11 protein-coding genes and 1 pseudogene are annotated in these 15,751 nt (G+C 61.5%); 6 read left to right on the top strand and 6 right to left on the bottom strand.

The genetic code is table 11. The features are described from left to right. Positions 1-461: 461 nt before the first annotated feature. On the top strand, positions 462-1,787 hold the full coding sequence (locus ASE80_RS07850) for a hypothetical protein (RefSeq protein WP_056858407.1): 1,326 nt from the start codon (positions 462-464) through the stop codon (positions 1,785-1,787). A 565-nt stretch (positions 1,788-2,352) separates the two neighbouring features. Next, entirely contained in the window at positions 2,353-2,622 is a 270-nt protein-coding gene (locus ASE80_RS31370; protein WP_236447445.1) for a hypothetical protein, read from the top strand. A gap of 36 nt (positions 2,623-2,658) precedes the next feature. On the opposite strand, the gene ASE80_RS07860 is transcribed toward ASE80_RS31370, so the two are convergent. The 3 genes from ASE80_RS07860 to ASE80_RS07870 all read right to left on the bottom strand — a co-directional run bounded on the left by ASE80_RS07860 (position 2,659) and on the right by ASE80_RS07870 (position 6,158). Beyond that, the gene (locus ASE80_RS07860; RefSeq protein WP_056858409.1) at positions 2,659-3,222 is read right to left on the bottom strand and encodes a cytochrome b; all 564 of its coding nucleotides are present in this window, start codon (positions 3,220-3,222) and stop codon (positions 2,659-2,661) included. Positions 3,223-3,300: 78 nt separating this feature from the next. Then, complete coding sequence (locus ASE80_RS07865; protein WP_056858410.1) at positions 3,301-4,755, bottom strand: aldehyde dehydrogenase family protein; 1,455 nt, start codon at positions 4,753-4,755, stop codon at positions 3,301-3,303. Between the two features lie 26 nt (positions 4,756-4,781). Next, positions 4,782-6,158, bottom strand: a complete 1,377-nt coding sequence (locus ASE80_RS07870) for an aspartate aminotransferase family protein (RefSeq protein WP_056858411.1) — start codon at positions 6,156-6,158, stop codon at positions 4,782-4,784. 212 nt (positions 6,159-6,370) lie between these two features. On the opposite strand from ASE80_RS07870, the gene ASE80_RS07875 reads away from it, so the two are divergent. Further along, positions 6,371-7,387 carry a helix-turn-helix domain-containing protein gene (locus ASE80_RS07875; protein WP_056858412.1) on the top strand — a complete coding sequence of 339 codons (1,017 nt, stop codon included), beginning with the start codon at positions 6,371-6,373 and terminating at the stop codon, positions 7,385-7,387. Here the strand turns inward: ASE80_RS07875 and ASE80_RS31730 are convergent. From ASE80_RS31730 to ASE80_RS07885, 3 genes and pseudogenes are all read right to left on the bottom strand, one after another. Further along, complete coding sequence (locus ASE80_RS31730; RefSeq protein WP_371920509.1) at positions 7,335-8,090, bottom strand: methyl-accepting chemotaxis protein; 756 nt, start codon at positions 8,088-8,090, stop codon at positions 7,335-7,337. The two genes, ASE80_RS07875 and ASE80_RS31730, sit on opposite strands and share 53 nt — an antisense overlap. Before the next feature lie 102 nt (positions 8,091-8,192). After that, a pseudogene (locus tag ASE80_RS31735) lies at positions 8,193-9,473 on the bottom strand (PDC sensor domain-containing protein); the annotation flags it as partial. 126 nt (positions 9,474-9,599) lie between these two features. Then, positions 9,600-11,096, bottom strand: coding sequence for an MFS transporter (locus ASE80_RS07885; RefSeq protein WP_056858414.1), 1,497 nt, complete (start codon positions 11,094-11,096; stop codon positions 9,600-9,602). A 309-nt stretch (positions 11,097-11,405) separates the two neighbouring features. Here ASE80_RS07885 and ASE80_RS07890 point away from each other — a divergent pair, with 309 nt between their 5' ends. From ASE80_RS07890 to ASE80_RS07900, 3 genes are all read left to right on the top strand, one after another. Then, positions 11,406-12,854 (top strand): APC family permease, encoded by a 1,449-nt coding sequence (locus ASE80_RS07890; protein ID WP_056858415.1) that lies wholly within the window; start codon positions 11,406-11,408, stop codon positions 12,852-12,854. Between the two features lie 81 nt (positions 12,855-12,935). Then, the gene (locus tag ASE80_RS07895; protein WP_056858416.1) at positions 12,936-14,357 is read left to right on the top strand and encodes an aldehyde dehydrogenase family protein; all 1,422 of its coding nucleotides are present in this window, start codon (positions 12,936-12,938) and stop codon (positions 14,355-14,357) included. A 53-nt stretch (positions 14,358-14,410) separates the two neighbouring features. After that, the gene (locus tag ASE80_RS07900; protein ID WP_175538043.1) at positions 14,411-15,733 is read left to right on the top strand and encodes a hypothetical protein; all 1,323 of its coding nucleotides are present in this window, start codon (positions 14,411-14,413) and stop codon (positions 15,731-15,733) included. Positions 15,734-15,751 lie beyond the last annotated feature (18 nt).

The raw sequence follows: 15,751 nt of genomic DNA on the forward strand, positions 1-15,751 counted from the left end.
TTCTGCCGGCTATAAGAGCGGTGCCTTCTGACACTCGCCAAGCGTTTTGATCGGAAGGCACTTTGTCGGGGTTGAACAGGGTCTACTGAGGGTGTCGGTTATAGATTTAAATATCAGTCTCTATAGAAGCGGGTGTTTTCTGTTGGGTCAGCATACTTAAATCTTTAGCCCTTCTTATACGTGGCACAGGCTCTACAGAAAAAGCACGTCAGACTCGATTGTTGTAAAGATAATAATGCTCATGTTAGGCCTGCTAGAGAGGTATTCAAGCAAGCTATCGCGAGGAGGTGAAGATTTAAAAAAACGCAACAGATGTTTAAAACTTAAACTACGCAACTATTAATCGGTAGCTCCCATTGACTACCCCAACGACTGCAGAATCCTGGCGGCATTTAAATGCAGGTGAGGAATAGCCCATTTAATGTATCGCTTAACCCAATAAAAAAAATGGAAATGCAACCATGCGTCGATATTCCCTGCTTCACTTTTGGACCCTCGCTGCACTGTTCAATGCAACAACTCCCGCGGGCGCTTATGAGCTTTTTTCCCGAGATGACACCCATCTCAATGCTAACCTGGATGCGGTTTTTGGCGTTTTCCACAGTCGTGAAAGTTATCCAGCCTCTGGCCGGTTAACACAGGGGGCGTCCTCATGGCGAGAGGGCTACATCAAGTACGGCGTGAGCGGCGATCAGGGATTGCGAGGCGTAGGGACGGCCTATGGTGCCTTCTCACTGGTCAGTTCGGCCACTTGGGGGGACGGGGACGCTGCTGGCTACACAGATGGATCTGAGCGCACCACCAAGATTGAAGATGCTTATTTGGGATGGCGCTCGGGCAACCTAGTTGAAGTCCTTGGCAAAGACGGCATCGACTTTTCATTCGGTCGACAGAATATTGCAGTGGGCGACGGCTTCCTTATTCAGGGCGATGCCTTCAGTGCAGGTCGCGGCCTCGGCGACGGACAGTACAATCGTGGAGGTGCTTTCTACGTGGCTGCCCGCAAAGCGTTCGATAAGACAGCCGTGTTGCGCATTGGCGGTAAAGAGGGCTGGCGTGGCGATCTGATGTGGCTTAAATCCGATAACCCCTCTCAGGCCAATACCGAGATGTACGTCGGTACGCTGGAACACGTGGCTGCAGCCGGTACGGTTGGCCTGACGTACATCAATACCACGAAAATCGCTGAACAGTACGCTTCGCCCCTGCAGCTTGAGCGTGAAGGCATGAAGACCTACAGCGTGCGCGCAGTGGGTAATGCGGGCGTGGAAAACCTGTTTTTGTCGGGTGAATACGCCAGGCAAAACAAACCGAATGCGGCGAATGAGGACGCTTGGTATCTGGAAGCAGGGTGGACCTTTGCTGATGCTCCGTGGAAGCCGAGCGCCAGCTATCGCTACAGCCGCTTTTCAGAGGGTTATGACACCTTGTTTTATGGGACGGGTCGTGGCTACGGCACATGGTTCCAGGGTGAAGTGGCCAGTAACTATGCCGGCCCCTTCAACAATAACGCTCGTATCCAGAATGTTACGTTCAAGGTCAATCCTTTGGAAAGCCTGACCCTCGGAGCCATGTACTTTAATTACGACACCATCGATCGTAACGTGAGTAACACCGATGGTCATGAAATCGACTTGTATGCCGAATGGCGCGTTAATCAGCACCTGACCGTTTTGCCGTTGTTAGGCATCTACCAGCCAGACAAGAGTGCAGAGAAGGGGGGGACGCAGTTGGGTAACAACGATACAAATGTGTACACCCAGTTGGTGTTTGCTACGACATTTTGATACCTGGCAGGTGACTGATGTCACCTGTTTTTGTTCCTCGCCGTTTAGATAAAGTTGTATCCCTGCACACGCCATAGCTCACCGTCGGATCGCCGAGTTTTGCCTGGCAAACGTTCTGTACTTCTTGCGAGATCTAGCTTGATCAAAGAAAAGCATGACGTAAATAACGCAGTCAGCACTAGAAACCGGCAGAGCGTTTCATCCGTGCGCCTGGAATAGTTTCCACTTTTGCTCCTTGGTGGAGGTGCCCTCGTTCCCGAGGGCACCCTTTTTAGACAGCCACTCTTTTTGAGCGGTTCTTGGCCGCTTTATTCTGGGGTCGCGTGGCCCAAGATTATTTCGTCTGGAGCACCCACGATTTTAGCCCAATCGACTTTCCTGACAGCGTCGCCGCGACATCGCATCATGCCCCAGAATAAAAATCCGACGGTGCTGGAGTATCTCAAGGGGCGCAGCGGGCATATCGTCGGTCTGCTGATGGGGGGCGAGCATCAGCATCAAGGGAAGCAATTTCTCCCATACCGGCGACGGCGACCGGGAGGGCGCCCGTGGGTTCTGGTAGGTGGTGGAAGAAAGCCTGCGCTGCCTGAAACTCCTCTACCTGGTGTTGCGCAGCGCGGCGCCGAACATCGAGCTGGCACACTTGATAGTGCAGGAAGCGGATCTGTCGTTTCGCGAGGCCTATCACATGGTACGTGTGGTGGTGCGCAGAGCCATGGACGCAGGCCTGCTGACGCACCAGATCGACGCCGGCTGTGCTAAAGCTCATTCATGTTCCAGAGCTGCTTTCGCAAGCACCAGACCCTTGGTGGGCTCCGTTTCAAGCGATATCTAACGAGGCGTTGGCATCCTGCGCCAACGCCTTCCTGGTTCATAGCATGCGACGCAGCACGTCTTTGCGCGGGTCCTTGTCGAAACACCGGTGCTTGAGCGCACCCACCACATGCAGCACGATCAGCGCCAGCAGGGTGTAGGCGAGGACTTTGTGCAGCCATTGGAACACGGCGAACCAATCGTCATTCTTGGGCAGCAGCTCCGGCAAATTAACCCCGAAAAAGAACACGCCGTCGCTCATCGTGTAGGTGCTCGACATGGAGTACCCCATCAAGGGCACGATCACTACCAGCGCATACATTGCACGTTGCGTCAGTCTGGAAAGGATCCGCTCGTACGGTGCCAGTGTCTCCAGCGGTTGCGGAATGCTCGGTGCCCGCCAGCGCAGGGTGATCTGGGTCAGCACCAGCAGAAACGTCAGTAACCCGAAGGATTTGTGCCAGGGGTAATACAGCTCGTATTTGCTCGGCACTTCATCGTTCAGGCCGGTCATGTGCCACCCTGCCCAGAGCAGGCCCAGGACCAGTACGGCACGTACCCAGTGCAATACGCGCAGGGCGGTTGGGTACCGATCTATTGTCGGTTGATCTAATGGGGTCATATAAGGCTCTCCACGGTTCTATGCACGTTTGAAGGGCCACCCTTGTCGAGGGTGGCGCGGTCAGTGCGGAAAGTACGCTCAGGCAGGCAGCAGCACGGTAATCACTTTTTCCTCGGTGTAGGCCAGCGCGCCGCTGAACCCGCCTTCACGGCCGATACCGCTGGTCTTGAGGCCGCCCCAGGGCAGGTTGGCGTCCAGCGGGCTCCAGCAGTTGATGCCCACGGCGCCGGCCTTCACCGCCGCCGCGACGCGGTGCGCGCGCGACAGGTCGGTCGTCCATACCGTGGCCGCCAGGCCGTAGCTGGAGTCGTTGGCCAGGGCGATCGCTTCCTCTTCGCTGTCGAAGGCGATCAGCGTGCCCACGGGGCCGAAGATTTCGTCCTGGGCAATCGCCATGTCATTGCGCGCATGGGCGAAGATCGTCGGCCGCACAAACCAGCCCCGTTCAGGACTCGATACCCCGCCGGCGAGTAGCACGGCGCCCTCGTCGATGCCGAGCTGGATGTAGCGGTTGACGCGCTCGAACTGGGCTTTCTTGGCCACCGGGCCCATCTGGACGCCGGGCTGGCGCGGGTCGCCCACGTTCACCGCCTGAGCAGCCTCGGCCAGCGCCGCACCGAAACGCTCGGCGATGCTGCGCTGCACCAGAATGCGCGAACCGGCGGCGCAGACCTGGCCCTGGTTGGCGAACAGGCCGAGTGCACAGCCGCGCAAGGCGTCGTCGAAGGACGCGTCGTCGAACACGATCTGCGGGCTCTTGCCACCCAGCTCCAGGGCCACGCGCTTGAACAGCACGCCGGCGGTGCGCTGGATCTCGCGTCCGGCCTCGGGGCTGCCGGTGAAGCTGATCTTGGCGATGCGCGGGTGTTCGCACAGGGCCCGGCCTACTTCGTTGCCGTAGCCGGTGACCACGTTGATTACGCCGTCCGGGAAACCCGCCTCCTGCGCCAGCGCCGCCAGGTGCAGCGCCGATTGCGGGGTTTCTTCCGAAGGCTTGATGACCACCGTACAGCCTGCCGCCAGCAAGGCGGCGAGCTTCCACACCGTTATCATCAGCGGCGAATTCCAGGGCACGATGGCACCCACCACGCCCACCGGCTCGCGTACCGTGTACGACAGGGTCCGGGTGCCGAAGTAGCCGCCGCTGGGAATGGTCCGGCCTTCAAGCTGGTTGGCCCAGCCGGCCGCGGCGCGCAGATTGGCGATCGCGTTGGGCAGGTCCATCCGGCGTGGTTCGATGGGCGAGCGGCCGATGGCGTTGGCGTCCAGGTCGGCGAGTAATTCGCTGTCGCGCTCTACCAGGTCGGCCAGCTTCGACAGCAGCCGGCCACGCTGTGCGCCGTCGAGCTGGCTCCAGGCGCCGCCCTCGAGCTGGCTGTACGCGGCTGCCACGGCGCGGTCCACGTCCTCGGCCGTGCCGCGCGCGGAGCTGGCGTACACCTGTTCGGTCACCGGGTTTATCAGGTCGAGGCGACGGCCGTCGGAACTGTCGACGGCCAAGCCAGCGATGAAATGCTTCAAGTGCTCAGTCATTTTTTGTGTTCCATAAGAGGGCAGGATCAGGCCTTGAGGGACGCCAGGGCGTCGCCGAAGATATCCAGGGCCTTGAAGAACAGCTCGCGGGAAATGGTCAGCGAAGGCATCACGCGCATCACGTTGCTGTAGCGGCCACAGGGGATCATCAGGACGCCGTGGTTGAGCAGGTAGCCCATCAACTGACCGATCTTCTCGCCCGCCAGGGGCGCTTTGCTGACGGAGTCTTCGACCAGTTCGATACCGATCATCAGGCCGCGCCCGCGCACTTCCCCCACGAGCGGGCTGTTGAAGCCACGGATACGTTCCTGGGCTTCCAGCCCCAGCGCGTGGGCACGGTTGAGCAGGTCGAGATCGGGGTCCTGGAGGATGCTGATGTTGGTCAGCGCCACGGCCGCGGACAGCGAGTTGGCGGCGAAGGTATTGGGCATAGAGCCGTCGGGAATCTTCGCCGCCAGGTCCGAGCGCATAATCAGGCCGGCCATCGGCAGGTCGCTGCCGATGCCTTTGCCGAAGGTGAGCATGTCGGGCTTCACGCCGGAATGTTCGACCGCCCACATCTTGCCGGTGCGACCCGCGCCGGATTGCACTTCATCGACAATCAGCAAGGTGCCGCTGCGGTCGCAGGCCTGGCGCAACCGTTGCAGGAACTCCGGCGAGGGCGGCACGTAGCCGCCTTCGCCCTGTACCGGTTCCACGATCACGGCCGCCACGTCATCGGCGGCGGTGTACGGGGTATTGAGCAGATAGTCGATGTAGTCGCCGGCGATCTGTTCGGCGCTTTTGTGGGTGGTGTCGAAGGGAAAGCGGTAGGCGTAAGGGTAGGGCGCGTGAATCACGCCGCCCATCTGTGCGCCAAAGCCCTTGCGGTAGGCCGTGCCGGTTGTCAGCGAGCCCGAGGCGTTCCAGACACCGTGGTAGCCGCCATGGAAGGCGATGATCTGGTGCCGCCCGGTGATGCGCTTGGCGAACTTGATGGCGGCTTCCAATGCGTCGCTGCCGCTTTGCGTGAAGAAGGTAATGCAATCGCCACGCAGGCCGTCAGGGGCGATTTCGGACAGTTTGGCGGCCAGCTCGGTGCGGCGGGTGCTGTTGATTTCCAGGGCATGCATCAGCACTTCGGACTGTTCGCGAATGGCCTGCACCACTTTGGGGTGGCAACGGCCCACGCTGCTCACGCCGACCCCGGCGGACAGGTCGATGTAAGTGTTGCCGTCGGGATCCTTGAAGGTGGCGCCGAAGGCGCGGTCCATGGCGATCGGCATGCGCCCGCCGCCGCGTGCCATGGACTCGGTGCGCGCCGACAGTGCCAGGGCCTCGCACGTCTTGGGCCCGGGAAGCGCGCTGGAGGTGATTCGCGGTGCATCGGCAAAATGGAGGGCTGCAAGCTGGGCTTCACTCATGACGGATTCTCTGCAAGGGTGTTTTATGTGGGGTTGATCATCTCCGTAGCGGGCGCCAGGCAGGTAGCCCGAATCGGCACATCGGCGTGCTGGCGCAGGTCATTCGGCGTGCCCTTTAAATGGCGCTGGAATTTGCATAAATTGCTTTATGTGAGAATATAAAGAAATAAAAACTCCTTAAAAGAATAAATAATTAGTAGGTGTCGCTCATTATGAGAAATAATAGCACCGGTCATTTTAAGGACGTGCACGTTCATGCCGCCAACGTGCAGCAGTGGAACCAGGACTACAACCAGTTAACCGCCGGCTCGACCGAGAGTACGCTGATGCAGCTGACCACGGGCGGTTGCCACGTTTTCCTCGAACAGATCAACCAGCGTGTCGTGCAACACGGCGTCGCGCCGCGCGGCAAGATGTGCTTCGCGGTGCCGATCAACGTGCCGGGTTCGATGCGCATGCAGGGGCGTGAGGTGGACGACAGCAGCCTGTTCTTTCTGCACGGCGGCGAGGAGTTCATGTTCCATATGCCGATGGGCATGCAGCTGCTGTCGATTACCTTCGAGCGAGAATTGTTCGAGCAGGCACTGGCGCAAACGGCATCGGCGAAGGACGTCAGCCTGTTGCTGCGCCAGCCGGTTATCAGGGTGTCCAGCCAGCGTTTCTCCGAGGCCCGTCGGCGCTTGCTCGCGCTGTTCGCCCAGGCCATGGCCGATGGGACTCACGACAGCGTGCAGGAGCGGCAACATGAACAGGCGCTGGAACAGGCCATGCTCGATGAGCTGGTGCAACTGATGGCCGACCCGGCCTGCGACAAGCAGCAGCGCACGCCCAGTTCCACACGCAGTTTTATCGTCGAGAAATGCCACCGTATGGCGGCTGCCGGGCAGTTCGACGTGCCCAGTGTGTTCGAACTGTGCGAACGCCTACAGGTGAGCCGGCGCACCGTGCAGAACAGTTTTCGCGCCGTGGCCGAGACCACGCCCCTGAACTACCTGCGTTGCGTGCGGCTCAATGGCGTGCGCCGCAGCTTGATGTCCACCCAGACCGCGGGCCTCTCGATTGGCGACGCAGCGGCCCAATGGGGGTTTTACCACCTCAGCCATTTCGCGGCCGAGTACCATGCGCTGTTCGCCGAGTTGCCGTCCCAGACGTCACGCGCCACCCTGGCGCCGTGCGCTATACGTGGAACTGGTCCATCAGTGTCATCTGTTGATTGGCCCGTGCGTTGAGCTGACTGCTGATCTGCGCCGACTCGGCGGCCTGCTCGGTAAGGGTCTCGGTCACCCCGCGGATGGTCGAGACGTTTCGGTTGACCTCTTCGGCCACCGCGCTTTGTTCTTCCGCCGCGCTGGCGATCTGCATGTTCATGTCGCTGATTACCGTGACCGCCTCGCTGATTTTGCTCAGGGCCTGCACGGCCTGGTGGATCTGCCCGGCGTTGTCCTGGGCCAGTGTCTGGCTGGAATACATGGTGGCGACCACGCCGCGCGTACTGGTCTGGATGCGCTCGATCACCAGGCGGATTTCTTCCACTGAATCCTGGGTGCGCTTGGCCAGGTTGCGCACTTCATCGGCTACCACCGCAAACCCCCGGCCGCTTTCCCCGGCGCGCGCCGCTTCAATCGCCGCGTTGAGTGCCAACAGGTTGGTTTGCTCGGCAATGCTGCGGATCACTTCCAGCACCGAACCGATCTGCTCGCTGTTGACCGCCAGGGCCTCGACTTCATTCACCGCCTTACTGACCTCGCTGGCCAGGGCGGTGATGTCGCGGGTGCTGCGCTCGATAAGGCTGATGCCGTCCCTCGACGCCTGGTCGGCACCGTGTGCCGCCTGGGCCGCATTCGAGGCGCTGTGGGCGACTTCATGGGCGGTGGCGCTCATTTCGTTGGACGCGGTTGCCAACTGGTCGATCTCGCGAAATTGCACCTGCATGCCTTCACTGGTCTGCCGCGAGATTTCCGAGGATTGGTCGGCGGTGCCGCGCGCATCGGTGATGCTCTGCTTGATCTGCGCGATGGTCGGTTGCAGTTTGTCGAGGAAACGGTTGAACCAGTTCACCAGTTCGCCCAGTTCATCTTTCTTGCTGTAGTGCAGGCGTTGGGTCAGGTCGCCGTCGCCGCTGGCAATTGCCTTGAGCATCTGCGCGACACTGTTGATCGGGCGCGTCACGCCGGAGGCGGTGAGCCAGATAAGCAGCAGGCCCAGCAACCCGGCGCCGATGGCCACCAGCAGCGACTCCAGCGTGTCGCGGGTTTGGGTCTGGTCAAGCAAGGCCTGAAGCGCGATCGAGTCGGCCAGCAAGACTTGTTTGGGCAAATCGATGACCACGCCCCACGCCGCCGCGTCGGGGATGGGCGCGACGGGGTAGACGGCACGGATCAAGTCATTCTCGGCCAGCACCGCCGGTTTTTTTTGCGCCACAGCCGCGAGTATCGTCTTGCCTTGCTCGCCCAACGTGACGTTGACCGGTTTGGCGACCTGGCCTGCGTCCTTGCTGTAGGCCGCGAGCACGCCGCTGTCGGACACAATCAGCATGCTGCCCGAGCCGTTGAACAGCGTCCGCTGGGCATCGCTCGCCGCCGCTTGCAGGGCGCCGAGTGCGAGGTCCACACCGAGGGTGCCGATGACCTTGCCATCGGCAATCAGCGGTGTCGACAGCGTGGTCATCAGTTGCACTTGCCCGGCCTGGGTATCGGCGTAAGGCGACAACAGGCAGGTGCGTCCTGTGTCTCGCGGACAGGTGTACCAACTGTTATAGGGGGTGCCGCTGATGCTCAGCTCGGTCTTGTGCAAATCGGCTTCGGGAATAAGGATGTTCAACGATTCGCCGCCACCGCGGTTCCAGGCGCTGGAAAAGCGGCCCTTTTCATTGGAGGCGCGCGCCGCGTCATTGACGAACTCGCTGTCCTGGCCTTCCAGCGCGTTCGGTTCGAAAACCAGCCACAGCCCCAATATCTGCGGGTTGTGCTCGAAGGTTGTCTTCAGGCTCTGGTTCACTTCCTCGCGCAACGTCGCGGCCGGCAAGCCGCGTTGGGCGGCCATGTTCCGTAATTGGATCGTCTGGTCGGAGAGGGCGGTTATCAGCAACAGGTTGTTGCCAAAGGCGCGCTGCAAATTGCCCGCCTGTTCCGCGGCCTTGGCCAGCAGCAGGTTCTCGCCGCTGTCGGTCAGCATCTTGCTGCTGGACGTACCGATCAACCGGCTGTTCTGGTTGCCCTGGTAGAGGTTCATGCTGACGATCAGGCCGATCACGCCCAGAAGGCACAAGCCGGACAGCAAGATGATTTTCAAGCGGATGGAGAGCGTGTCGAGCATCGGAGTATCTCGCTAGTGAACAGCGTGCCGGTTGACCAGTCATTGGCCTGGGCCACTGGCTTTTTATTGGGTATGTCATATATCGGCCGGCCTTGGGGTTTTAACGAGCCCGGTTCGGTCATTTTTCTACGCTCGCGGCATGACCGCTGCTTGCCGGCCGGGCCGGACCCGCAGCGCCGCGATCAACAGCAGGGCTGCCAGTACCGCGAGTACGGCCACGAAGCCCGTATCGAACGCCGAACGGGCCAGCCCTGTCAGGAGCGCCGCGTCATCGCTCGATAACGTTGCCGACACCAGCAGCGCGTCGTCCAGGCTCTCGAACGTCAGGGGATTGAGGCTCAACCGGGCTGGCATGCTCAAACTGGCGGACCAGGCATATATCGCCGACAACAGGCTGCCTGCCAGTGTCACGCCGGCGGCACCGCCCAGTTCGAAGGAGACTTCCTCGATGGACGCGGCCATGCCGGCCTTGTCCGTGGACACGCTGAGCATGATGGTGCTGGACGCCGCCGTCAGCGCCGCGCCCATGGCCATGCCCAGCAGGGCGAGGCTGACAATTTGCAGCGGTACCGCCGCGTTGTGCAGCAACAGGTACGCCAGCATGGCGGCCGCCGAGAACAGCAAGGTCCAGAACAGCATGCGCCGGTTGCCCAGGCGCGACAGGTAGTAGCCGGCCAGTGGCCCGGCCACGAAGGAACCCAGGGGCAGCGGCAGGATAAACAGTGCCGCTTGCAACGGTGACATCCCCAGTACCAATTGCAGACGCTGGCTGAACACCAGTTCCATGCCGATAAACGCGACGGCTGAAGCGACGGCCGCAATCACCGCATTCCTGAACAGCGGCATGGCGAACAGTGACAGTTCCAGCATCGGCTGTGCGACCCGGCGCTGACGTCGAATGAACAGCGTCAGGAACAACGCACCCAGCAGCAGCGCCACCAGCATGGCCGCGAAGGAGGGCGACCGCTTGCCGAGTTCCTTGACGGCATAGGCCAGGCTTATCAAACCGATCATTACCTGCAGCGACCCCAGCCAGTCCCAGTGCCGCTGCGCATTGCCCGGATGGTCGTGGATCAACAGCGTTCCGAGCAGCAGCGCCGCCAGCACAATCGGCACGTTTATCAGAAACACCGAGCCCCACCAGAAATGCTCCAGCAGCAAGCCGCCCACGACCGGACCGAGCGCCGCGCCGCCGGAGGCCACCGACGCCCACACACCAAAGGCCATGGCCTGTTCGCGTGCGTCGCTGAACGTCAGCCGGATCAGCGCCAGGGTGGCGGGCATCATCATCGCCGCGCCGACGGCCAGGCCACCTCGGGCGCCGATCAAGACATTGGCCGAGGGCGAGAAGGCCGCGATGAGCGAGAACAGGCCGAACACAACCAGCCCGCCGAGGAACAGACGCTTGTGCCCCAGGCGATCCCCGAGTGTGCCCATGCCCAGCAACAGGCCGGCGGCAATCAACGCGTAGATATTCAGGATCCAGAGCTTTTGCGAGGCTGTCGCGCCAAGCTCGCGGGTCAGGGTGGGTAAGGCGGTGTACAACACGGTCATGTCAATGACGATGAGTAGCAATGCGCTGGAAATAATGCCGAGGATCAGCCAGCGGCGCTTGGCGGACATAGGGTGCACTCGATAATTGAATGGCCGACGCCGGCAACTTCAGGCTCAGGCAGGCGTAGGGTGGGTGATGCTAGCTTGCACGACTGCAGGCCCGTAGCGTTATCCCAAATCGGCGGGGAGTGAATCGGGCCCTGACCTGTTTTGGGGCGCCGCCCGCGATGTTACCGATTTGGGATAGCGAGGTGTTCGTGGGCGGGCATAGCATCGAATACAGCGCCCAACCTCAACAATAAAAGCGCTACCCGGCACCGATAGCGCCTGGATCGGGGCTACCCCACAGCGACTGCCTCATACAATAAGGTCAAGAACATGAGCGTAACTCTCCCGGTCAACAGCTCCACGGAGCTCAAGCGTGGCGCCCTGGGTGTCGGCTTCATCATCTTCTTCGTTATTTCCGCGGCGAGTCCGCTCAGTGTGATCGCCGGTGGCTTCCCGATCGGCATCATGCTGGGCAACGGCGCGGGCACCCCGGCATTGCTGATCCTGGCCTTGCTGGTGCTGATGGCGTTCTCGGTGGGTTACACCACCATGTCGCGTCACGTTACCAACGCCGGCGGTTTCTACGCCTTTACCTCCCGGGGCCTGGGTGGCCTGGCCGGCGGTTCGGCGGCGGTGCTGGCGATGTTCGCCTACAACATCCTGCAGATCGCCTTGTATGGCATGTTCGGTGGCGTGGTCGCCGGCACCATGGAGAGCGTGGCGGGCGTGGTCTTGCCCTGGTGGGCCTATTCGCTGATGGCGATGGCCAGCATTGCGTTTCTCGGCTATCGCAAGATCGACCTCTCGGCGCGGGTCCTGTCGTTGGTGGTGATCGCTGAATACCTGGCGATCCTGATCCTCGACTTCGCCATTCTGAAAAACGGGGGTGACAGCGGCGTCAATCTCGACTCGTTCACCCGTCAGCATGTGTTCAGCGGCACTCCGTCCATCGGCCTGCTGTTCTGCTTCGCCGCCTTTATCGGCTTCGAGGCCACCACCATCTACGGTGAAGAAGCGAAAGACCCCCAGCGTACCATCCCGATCGCCACCTACAGTTCGGTGTTGCTGATCGGCGGGTTCTATGCGCTGTCGGTGTGGTCGATGGTAGTGGGTGTGGGCGCGGACAAGATCGTGCCGATGCTGCAAGCCATGCAAGACCCCACCACCTTTATCTACGGCATGTCCGATCACTTCGTCGGCCCGCACCTGACCCAGGTCATCCGCGTGCTGTTCATGGTCAGCATCTACGCCGGGCTGTTGGCGTTTCATAACGCTGCGGCGCGCTACTTCTACGCTATCGGCCGTGACGGCCTGCTGCACAGCGTGCTGGGCACCACTCACCGCGTGCATCAGAGCCCGCACATGGGGTCTGCCTTGCAGAGCCTGATCGCGGCCGTGGTGGTATTGATCTTCGCCGCGATGGACGCCGACCCGATCCTGCAGCTGTTCGCCTGGTTCTCCAACCTGGCAACCCTGTGCGTGATCCTGCTAATGGCGATGACCTCGTTCGCGATCTGCGTGTATTTCCATCGGCACCCCGAACTCAAGGTCGGCCTGCTGCGCGGGCGCATTCTGCCGGTGCTGTCGTGCCTGGCATTGCTGAGCGTGCTGGTACTGGCGGTGGCGCATTTCGATGTGCTCACGGGGGCCAGCCAGCTCTTGTCCTACAGCTTGTGCGCGGTGATTCCCGCAGCCCTGATGGGCGGCCTGTATCTCGCCGCGCGCCTGCGCAAGGTGTCGCCGCAGCGGTTCCTGGCCCTGGGCAGTCACAAGCTCTAAGGCCTGGTTCGAAACCTCTCTCCTGTGAATTGTTCGCTGCCGTTGTGCGGCAGGGCTCGTCTGCGTTAAAGGAAATTGCATATGCACCATTACAAGATGCTCATCAACGGCGTTTCGGTTGCCGGTGAAAACGGCCAGTTTGACGTGATCAATCCCGCCACCGGCGCCGCATTCGCCCAATGCCCGGCCGGCTCGCTGTCCCAGTTGGACGAGGCGGTTGCCGCCGCTCAGGCCGCTTTCAAGACCTGGCGCCACAGTACCCATGGGCAGCGCTGTGAGCACCTCAATGCGATTGCCGATGCGATCGAAAAGGACGCTGATGCACTGGCCCGGCTGATCGTGCAGGAACAAGGAAAACCGCTTGAGCTGGCGTTTTCCGAAGTCATGGGCGCCGCCGCCTGGACCCGCTACGCCGCCGGGCAGGAGATCGCCGTGGAACTGGTGGAAGAAACCCCGACCCAGCGCATCGAACTGCACCGCAAGCCCTTGGGTGTGGTGGCGTCCATCACGCCGTGGAACTGGCCTTTCATGATCGCCGTGTGGCACATCATGCCGGCGCTGCGCGCGGGTAACTGCGTGATCAGCAAGCCATCGAGCCTGACGCCGCTTAGCACGTTGCGCCTGGTCGAAATTATCGGGCGTCATGTGCCCCACGGTGTGATCAACTGCGTGACCGGCGAGCAGGGTTTCGGCAGCGCGATCACGTCGCACCCGGGGATCCAGAAGATTGTGTTCACCGGCTCCACCGCCACCGGCCAAAGCGTGATGCGCGGGGCCGCCACCAACCTCAAGCGCCTTACCCTGGAACTGGGCGGCAACGACGCGGCGATTGTATTGCCGGGTACGTCGGTGGAGGAGGTGGCCGAAGAGATCTTCCAGGCCGCCTTCCTCAACATGGGCCAGACCTGCGCCGCACTCAAGCGCTTGTACATTCACGAATCCCAGTACCAGGCGTTTGCCGAGGCCCTGACGCGGATTGCCGAGCGCCAGGTGGTCGGTGATGGCCTGGAGCCCGGCGTCAACTTCGGCCCGGTGCAGAACCTTGATCAACTGCAACTGGTGGACGCCCTGATTGCCGATGCGCGGGCACACGGTGCGCGGGTGCTGTGTGGCGGCGCACGCCTGAATCGTCCTGGTTTCTTCTACCCGCCCACACTGGTGGCGGATGTGACCGATGGCCAGCGTCTGGTCGACGAGGAACAGTTCGGGCCGGTATTGCCGCTGATCGCTTATCAGGATGTCGAGGATGTGTTGCGCCGCGCCAATGCCGGCGACATGGGCCTGGGCGGTTCGGTCTGGGGCCCGGACGTTGAGCAGGCGCAGGCATTGGCCAGCCGTCTGGAGAGTGGCGTGGCCTGGGTCAACTGCCACGCGCGCATTCAGCCGAACACGCCGTTCGGCGGCAGCAAGATGTCCGGCTTCGGCGTCGAGTTCGGCCTGGAAGGGTTGCTGGAATTTACCGGCCAGCAGTTGCTGTTCGTCAACAAGCGCGCAGCCGAATAACGCCTCAACAACTAAGACAGCCTCTCAAAAGGCGCACCCAAGGAGCTTCGATCATGCGGTATCCCTCCACGTCATTTCTCAGCGGTACGTTGGCCTGTACGTTGACGCTTTGCGCCATCAGCCAGGCCCGGGCCTATGAGTTGTACAGCGATGAGAGCCGGCATCTGAATGCCGACATGACCGCCGTGTTCGGCATGTTCAACAGCCGCAAGAACTATGACGGCACGCCGGGCGGTTCGACCTGGCGCGAAGGTTTCATCAAGTATGGTTTGAGCGGCGACCAGTCCCTGGCCGGCAATGGCACCGCCTATGGCGCCTTCGCGCTCGTCAGTTCCGCGACCTGGGGTGACGGCGACCCGGCCGGCAATACCCTGGGCAGCGAACGCACCACCAAAATCGAAGATGCAAACCTGGGTTGGCGCTCCGGCGACCTGTTTCCGGCCCTGGGCAAGGATGGCGTGGACATTTCCGGCGGTCGCCAGGTGGTCAAGCTCGGCAGTGGCTTCCTGATCAACGACGACGGTCCGAACCTGGGCAAGGGCCCGGCCAATGGCACGATGAACCGTGGCGGTGCGTATTACCTGGCCGCGCGGCACGCCTTCGATCAAACCGCGTTCCTGCGGCTGGGCGGCAAGGATGGTCTGCACGGCAGCCTGTTGTGGCTCAAGTCCGATAACCGCGCCCAGGCTGAAACCGAAGTGGCCGCCGGTACCCTGGATTACACCACCAAGCCGGGCACACTGGGCTTGACCTGGGTGCACGGCATCGATGTGAACGAACGCTGGGCCAGTGATTTTCAGCGCCAGCGCAAGGGCATGAATGTCTACAGCGTGCGCGGCGAAGGCGACGCAGGTCTGCCGAATGTCAGCCTGGCGTTCGAATATGCCTGGCAGGATAAGGACACCGGCCCCGAAAAAGCCTGGTACGGCGAAGCCGGCTATACCTTTGCCGATGTCGCCTGGGCGCCAAAGGTCAGCTACCGCTACACCCGCTACTCACAGCAGTGGGATTCGCTGTTCACCGGCTTGAGCACTGGCTATGGCACCTGGCTGCAGGGCGAAGTCGCGGGCAACTATGCCGGGCCGTTCAATAGCAACACCAGCATCCAGCACGTGGCCCTCAAGGCCACGCCTCTGGAAAACCTGACCCTGGGTGCGTTGTACTTCGACTTCGACACCGTACGCAAAAGCAATGCGCTGAACCTCAATGCTCGGGAGCTGGATGTATACGCCGAGTGGGCCGTCAACCCGCACCTGATCGTCACGCCGCTGATCGGCCTCTACAAGCCCAAGCAGGACGCCACCACGGGCGGCAACCAGGTCGCCGGCAACGGCACCAACGTTTACAGTCAGTTGACCATCGCCGTGCCGTTCTAGCCCACCGCAGCCGCCGCG

Origin of the sequence: Pseudomonas sp. Leaf15 (assembly GCF_001421425.1) — a bacterium.
GTDB classification, from domain to species: domain Bacteria; phylum Pseudomonadota; class Gammaproteobacteria; order Pseudomonadales; family Pseudomonadaceae; genus Aquipseudomonas; species Aquipseudomonas salomonii.

What these genes read in the sequence shown, in the direction of transcription:
- ASE80_RS07850 (WP_056858407.1), top strand. Translation starts at nt 462, where the DNA reads ATGCGTCGATATTCCCTGCTTCACTTTTGGACCCTCGCTGCACTGTTC.
- ASE80_RS07860 (WP_056858409.1), bottom strand. Translation starts at nt 3,222, where the DNA reads ATGACCCCATTAGATCAACCGACAATAGATCGGTACCCAACCGCCCTG.
- ASE80_RS07865 (WP_056858410.1), bottom strand. Translation starts at nt 4,755, where the DNA reads ATGACTGAGCACTTGAAGCATTTCATCGCTGGCTTGGCCGTCGACAGT.
- ASE80_RS07870 (WP_056858411.1), bottom strand. Translation starts at nt 6,158, where the DNA reads ATGAGTGAAGCCCAGCTTGCAGCCCTCCATTTTGCCGATGCACCGCGA.
- ASE80_RS07875 (WP_056858412.1), top strand. Translation starts at nt 6,371, where the DNA reads ATGAGAAATAATAGCACCGGTCATTTTAAGGACGTGCACGTTCATGCC.
- ASE80_RS31730 (WP_371920509.1), bottom strand. Translation starts at nt 8,090, where the DNA reads ATGCAGGTGCAATTTCGCGAGATCGACCAGTTGGCAACCGCGTCCAAC.
- ASE80_RS07885 (WP_056858414.1), bottom strand. Translation starts at nt 11,096, where the DNA reads ATGTCCGCCAAGCGCCGCTGGCTGATCCTCGGCATTATTTCCAGCGCA.
- ASE80_RS07890 (WP_056858415.1), top strand. Translation starts at nt 11,406, where the DNA reads ATGAGCGTAACTCTCCCGGTCAACAGCTCCACGGAGCTCAAGCGTGGC.
- ASE80_RS07895 (WP_056858416.1), top strand. Translation starts at nt 12,936, where the DNA reads ATGCACCATTACAAGATGCTCATCAACGGCGTTTCGGTTGCCGGTGAA.
- ASE80_RS07900 (WP_175538043.1), top strand. Translation starts at nt 14,411, where the DNA reads ATGCGGTATCCCTCCACGTCATTTCTCAGCGGTACGTTGGCCTGTACG.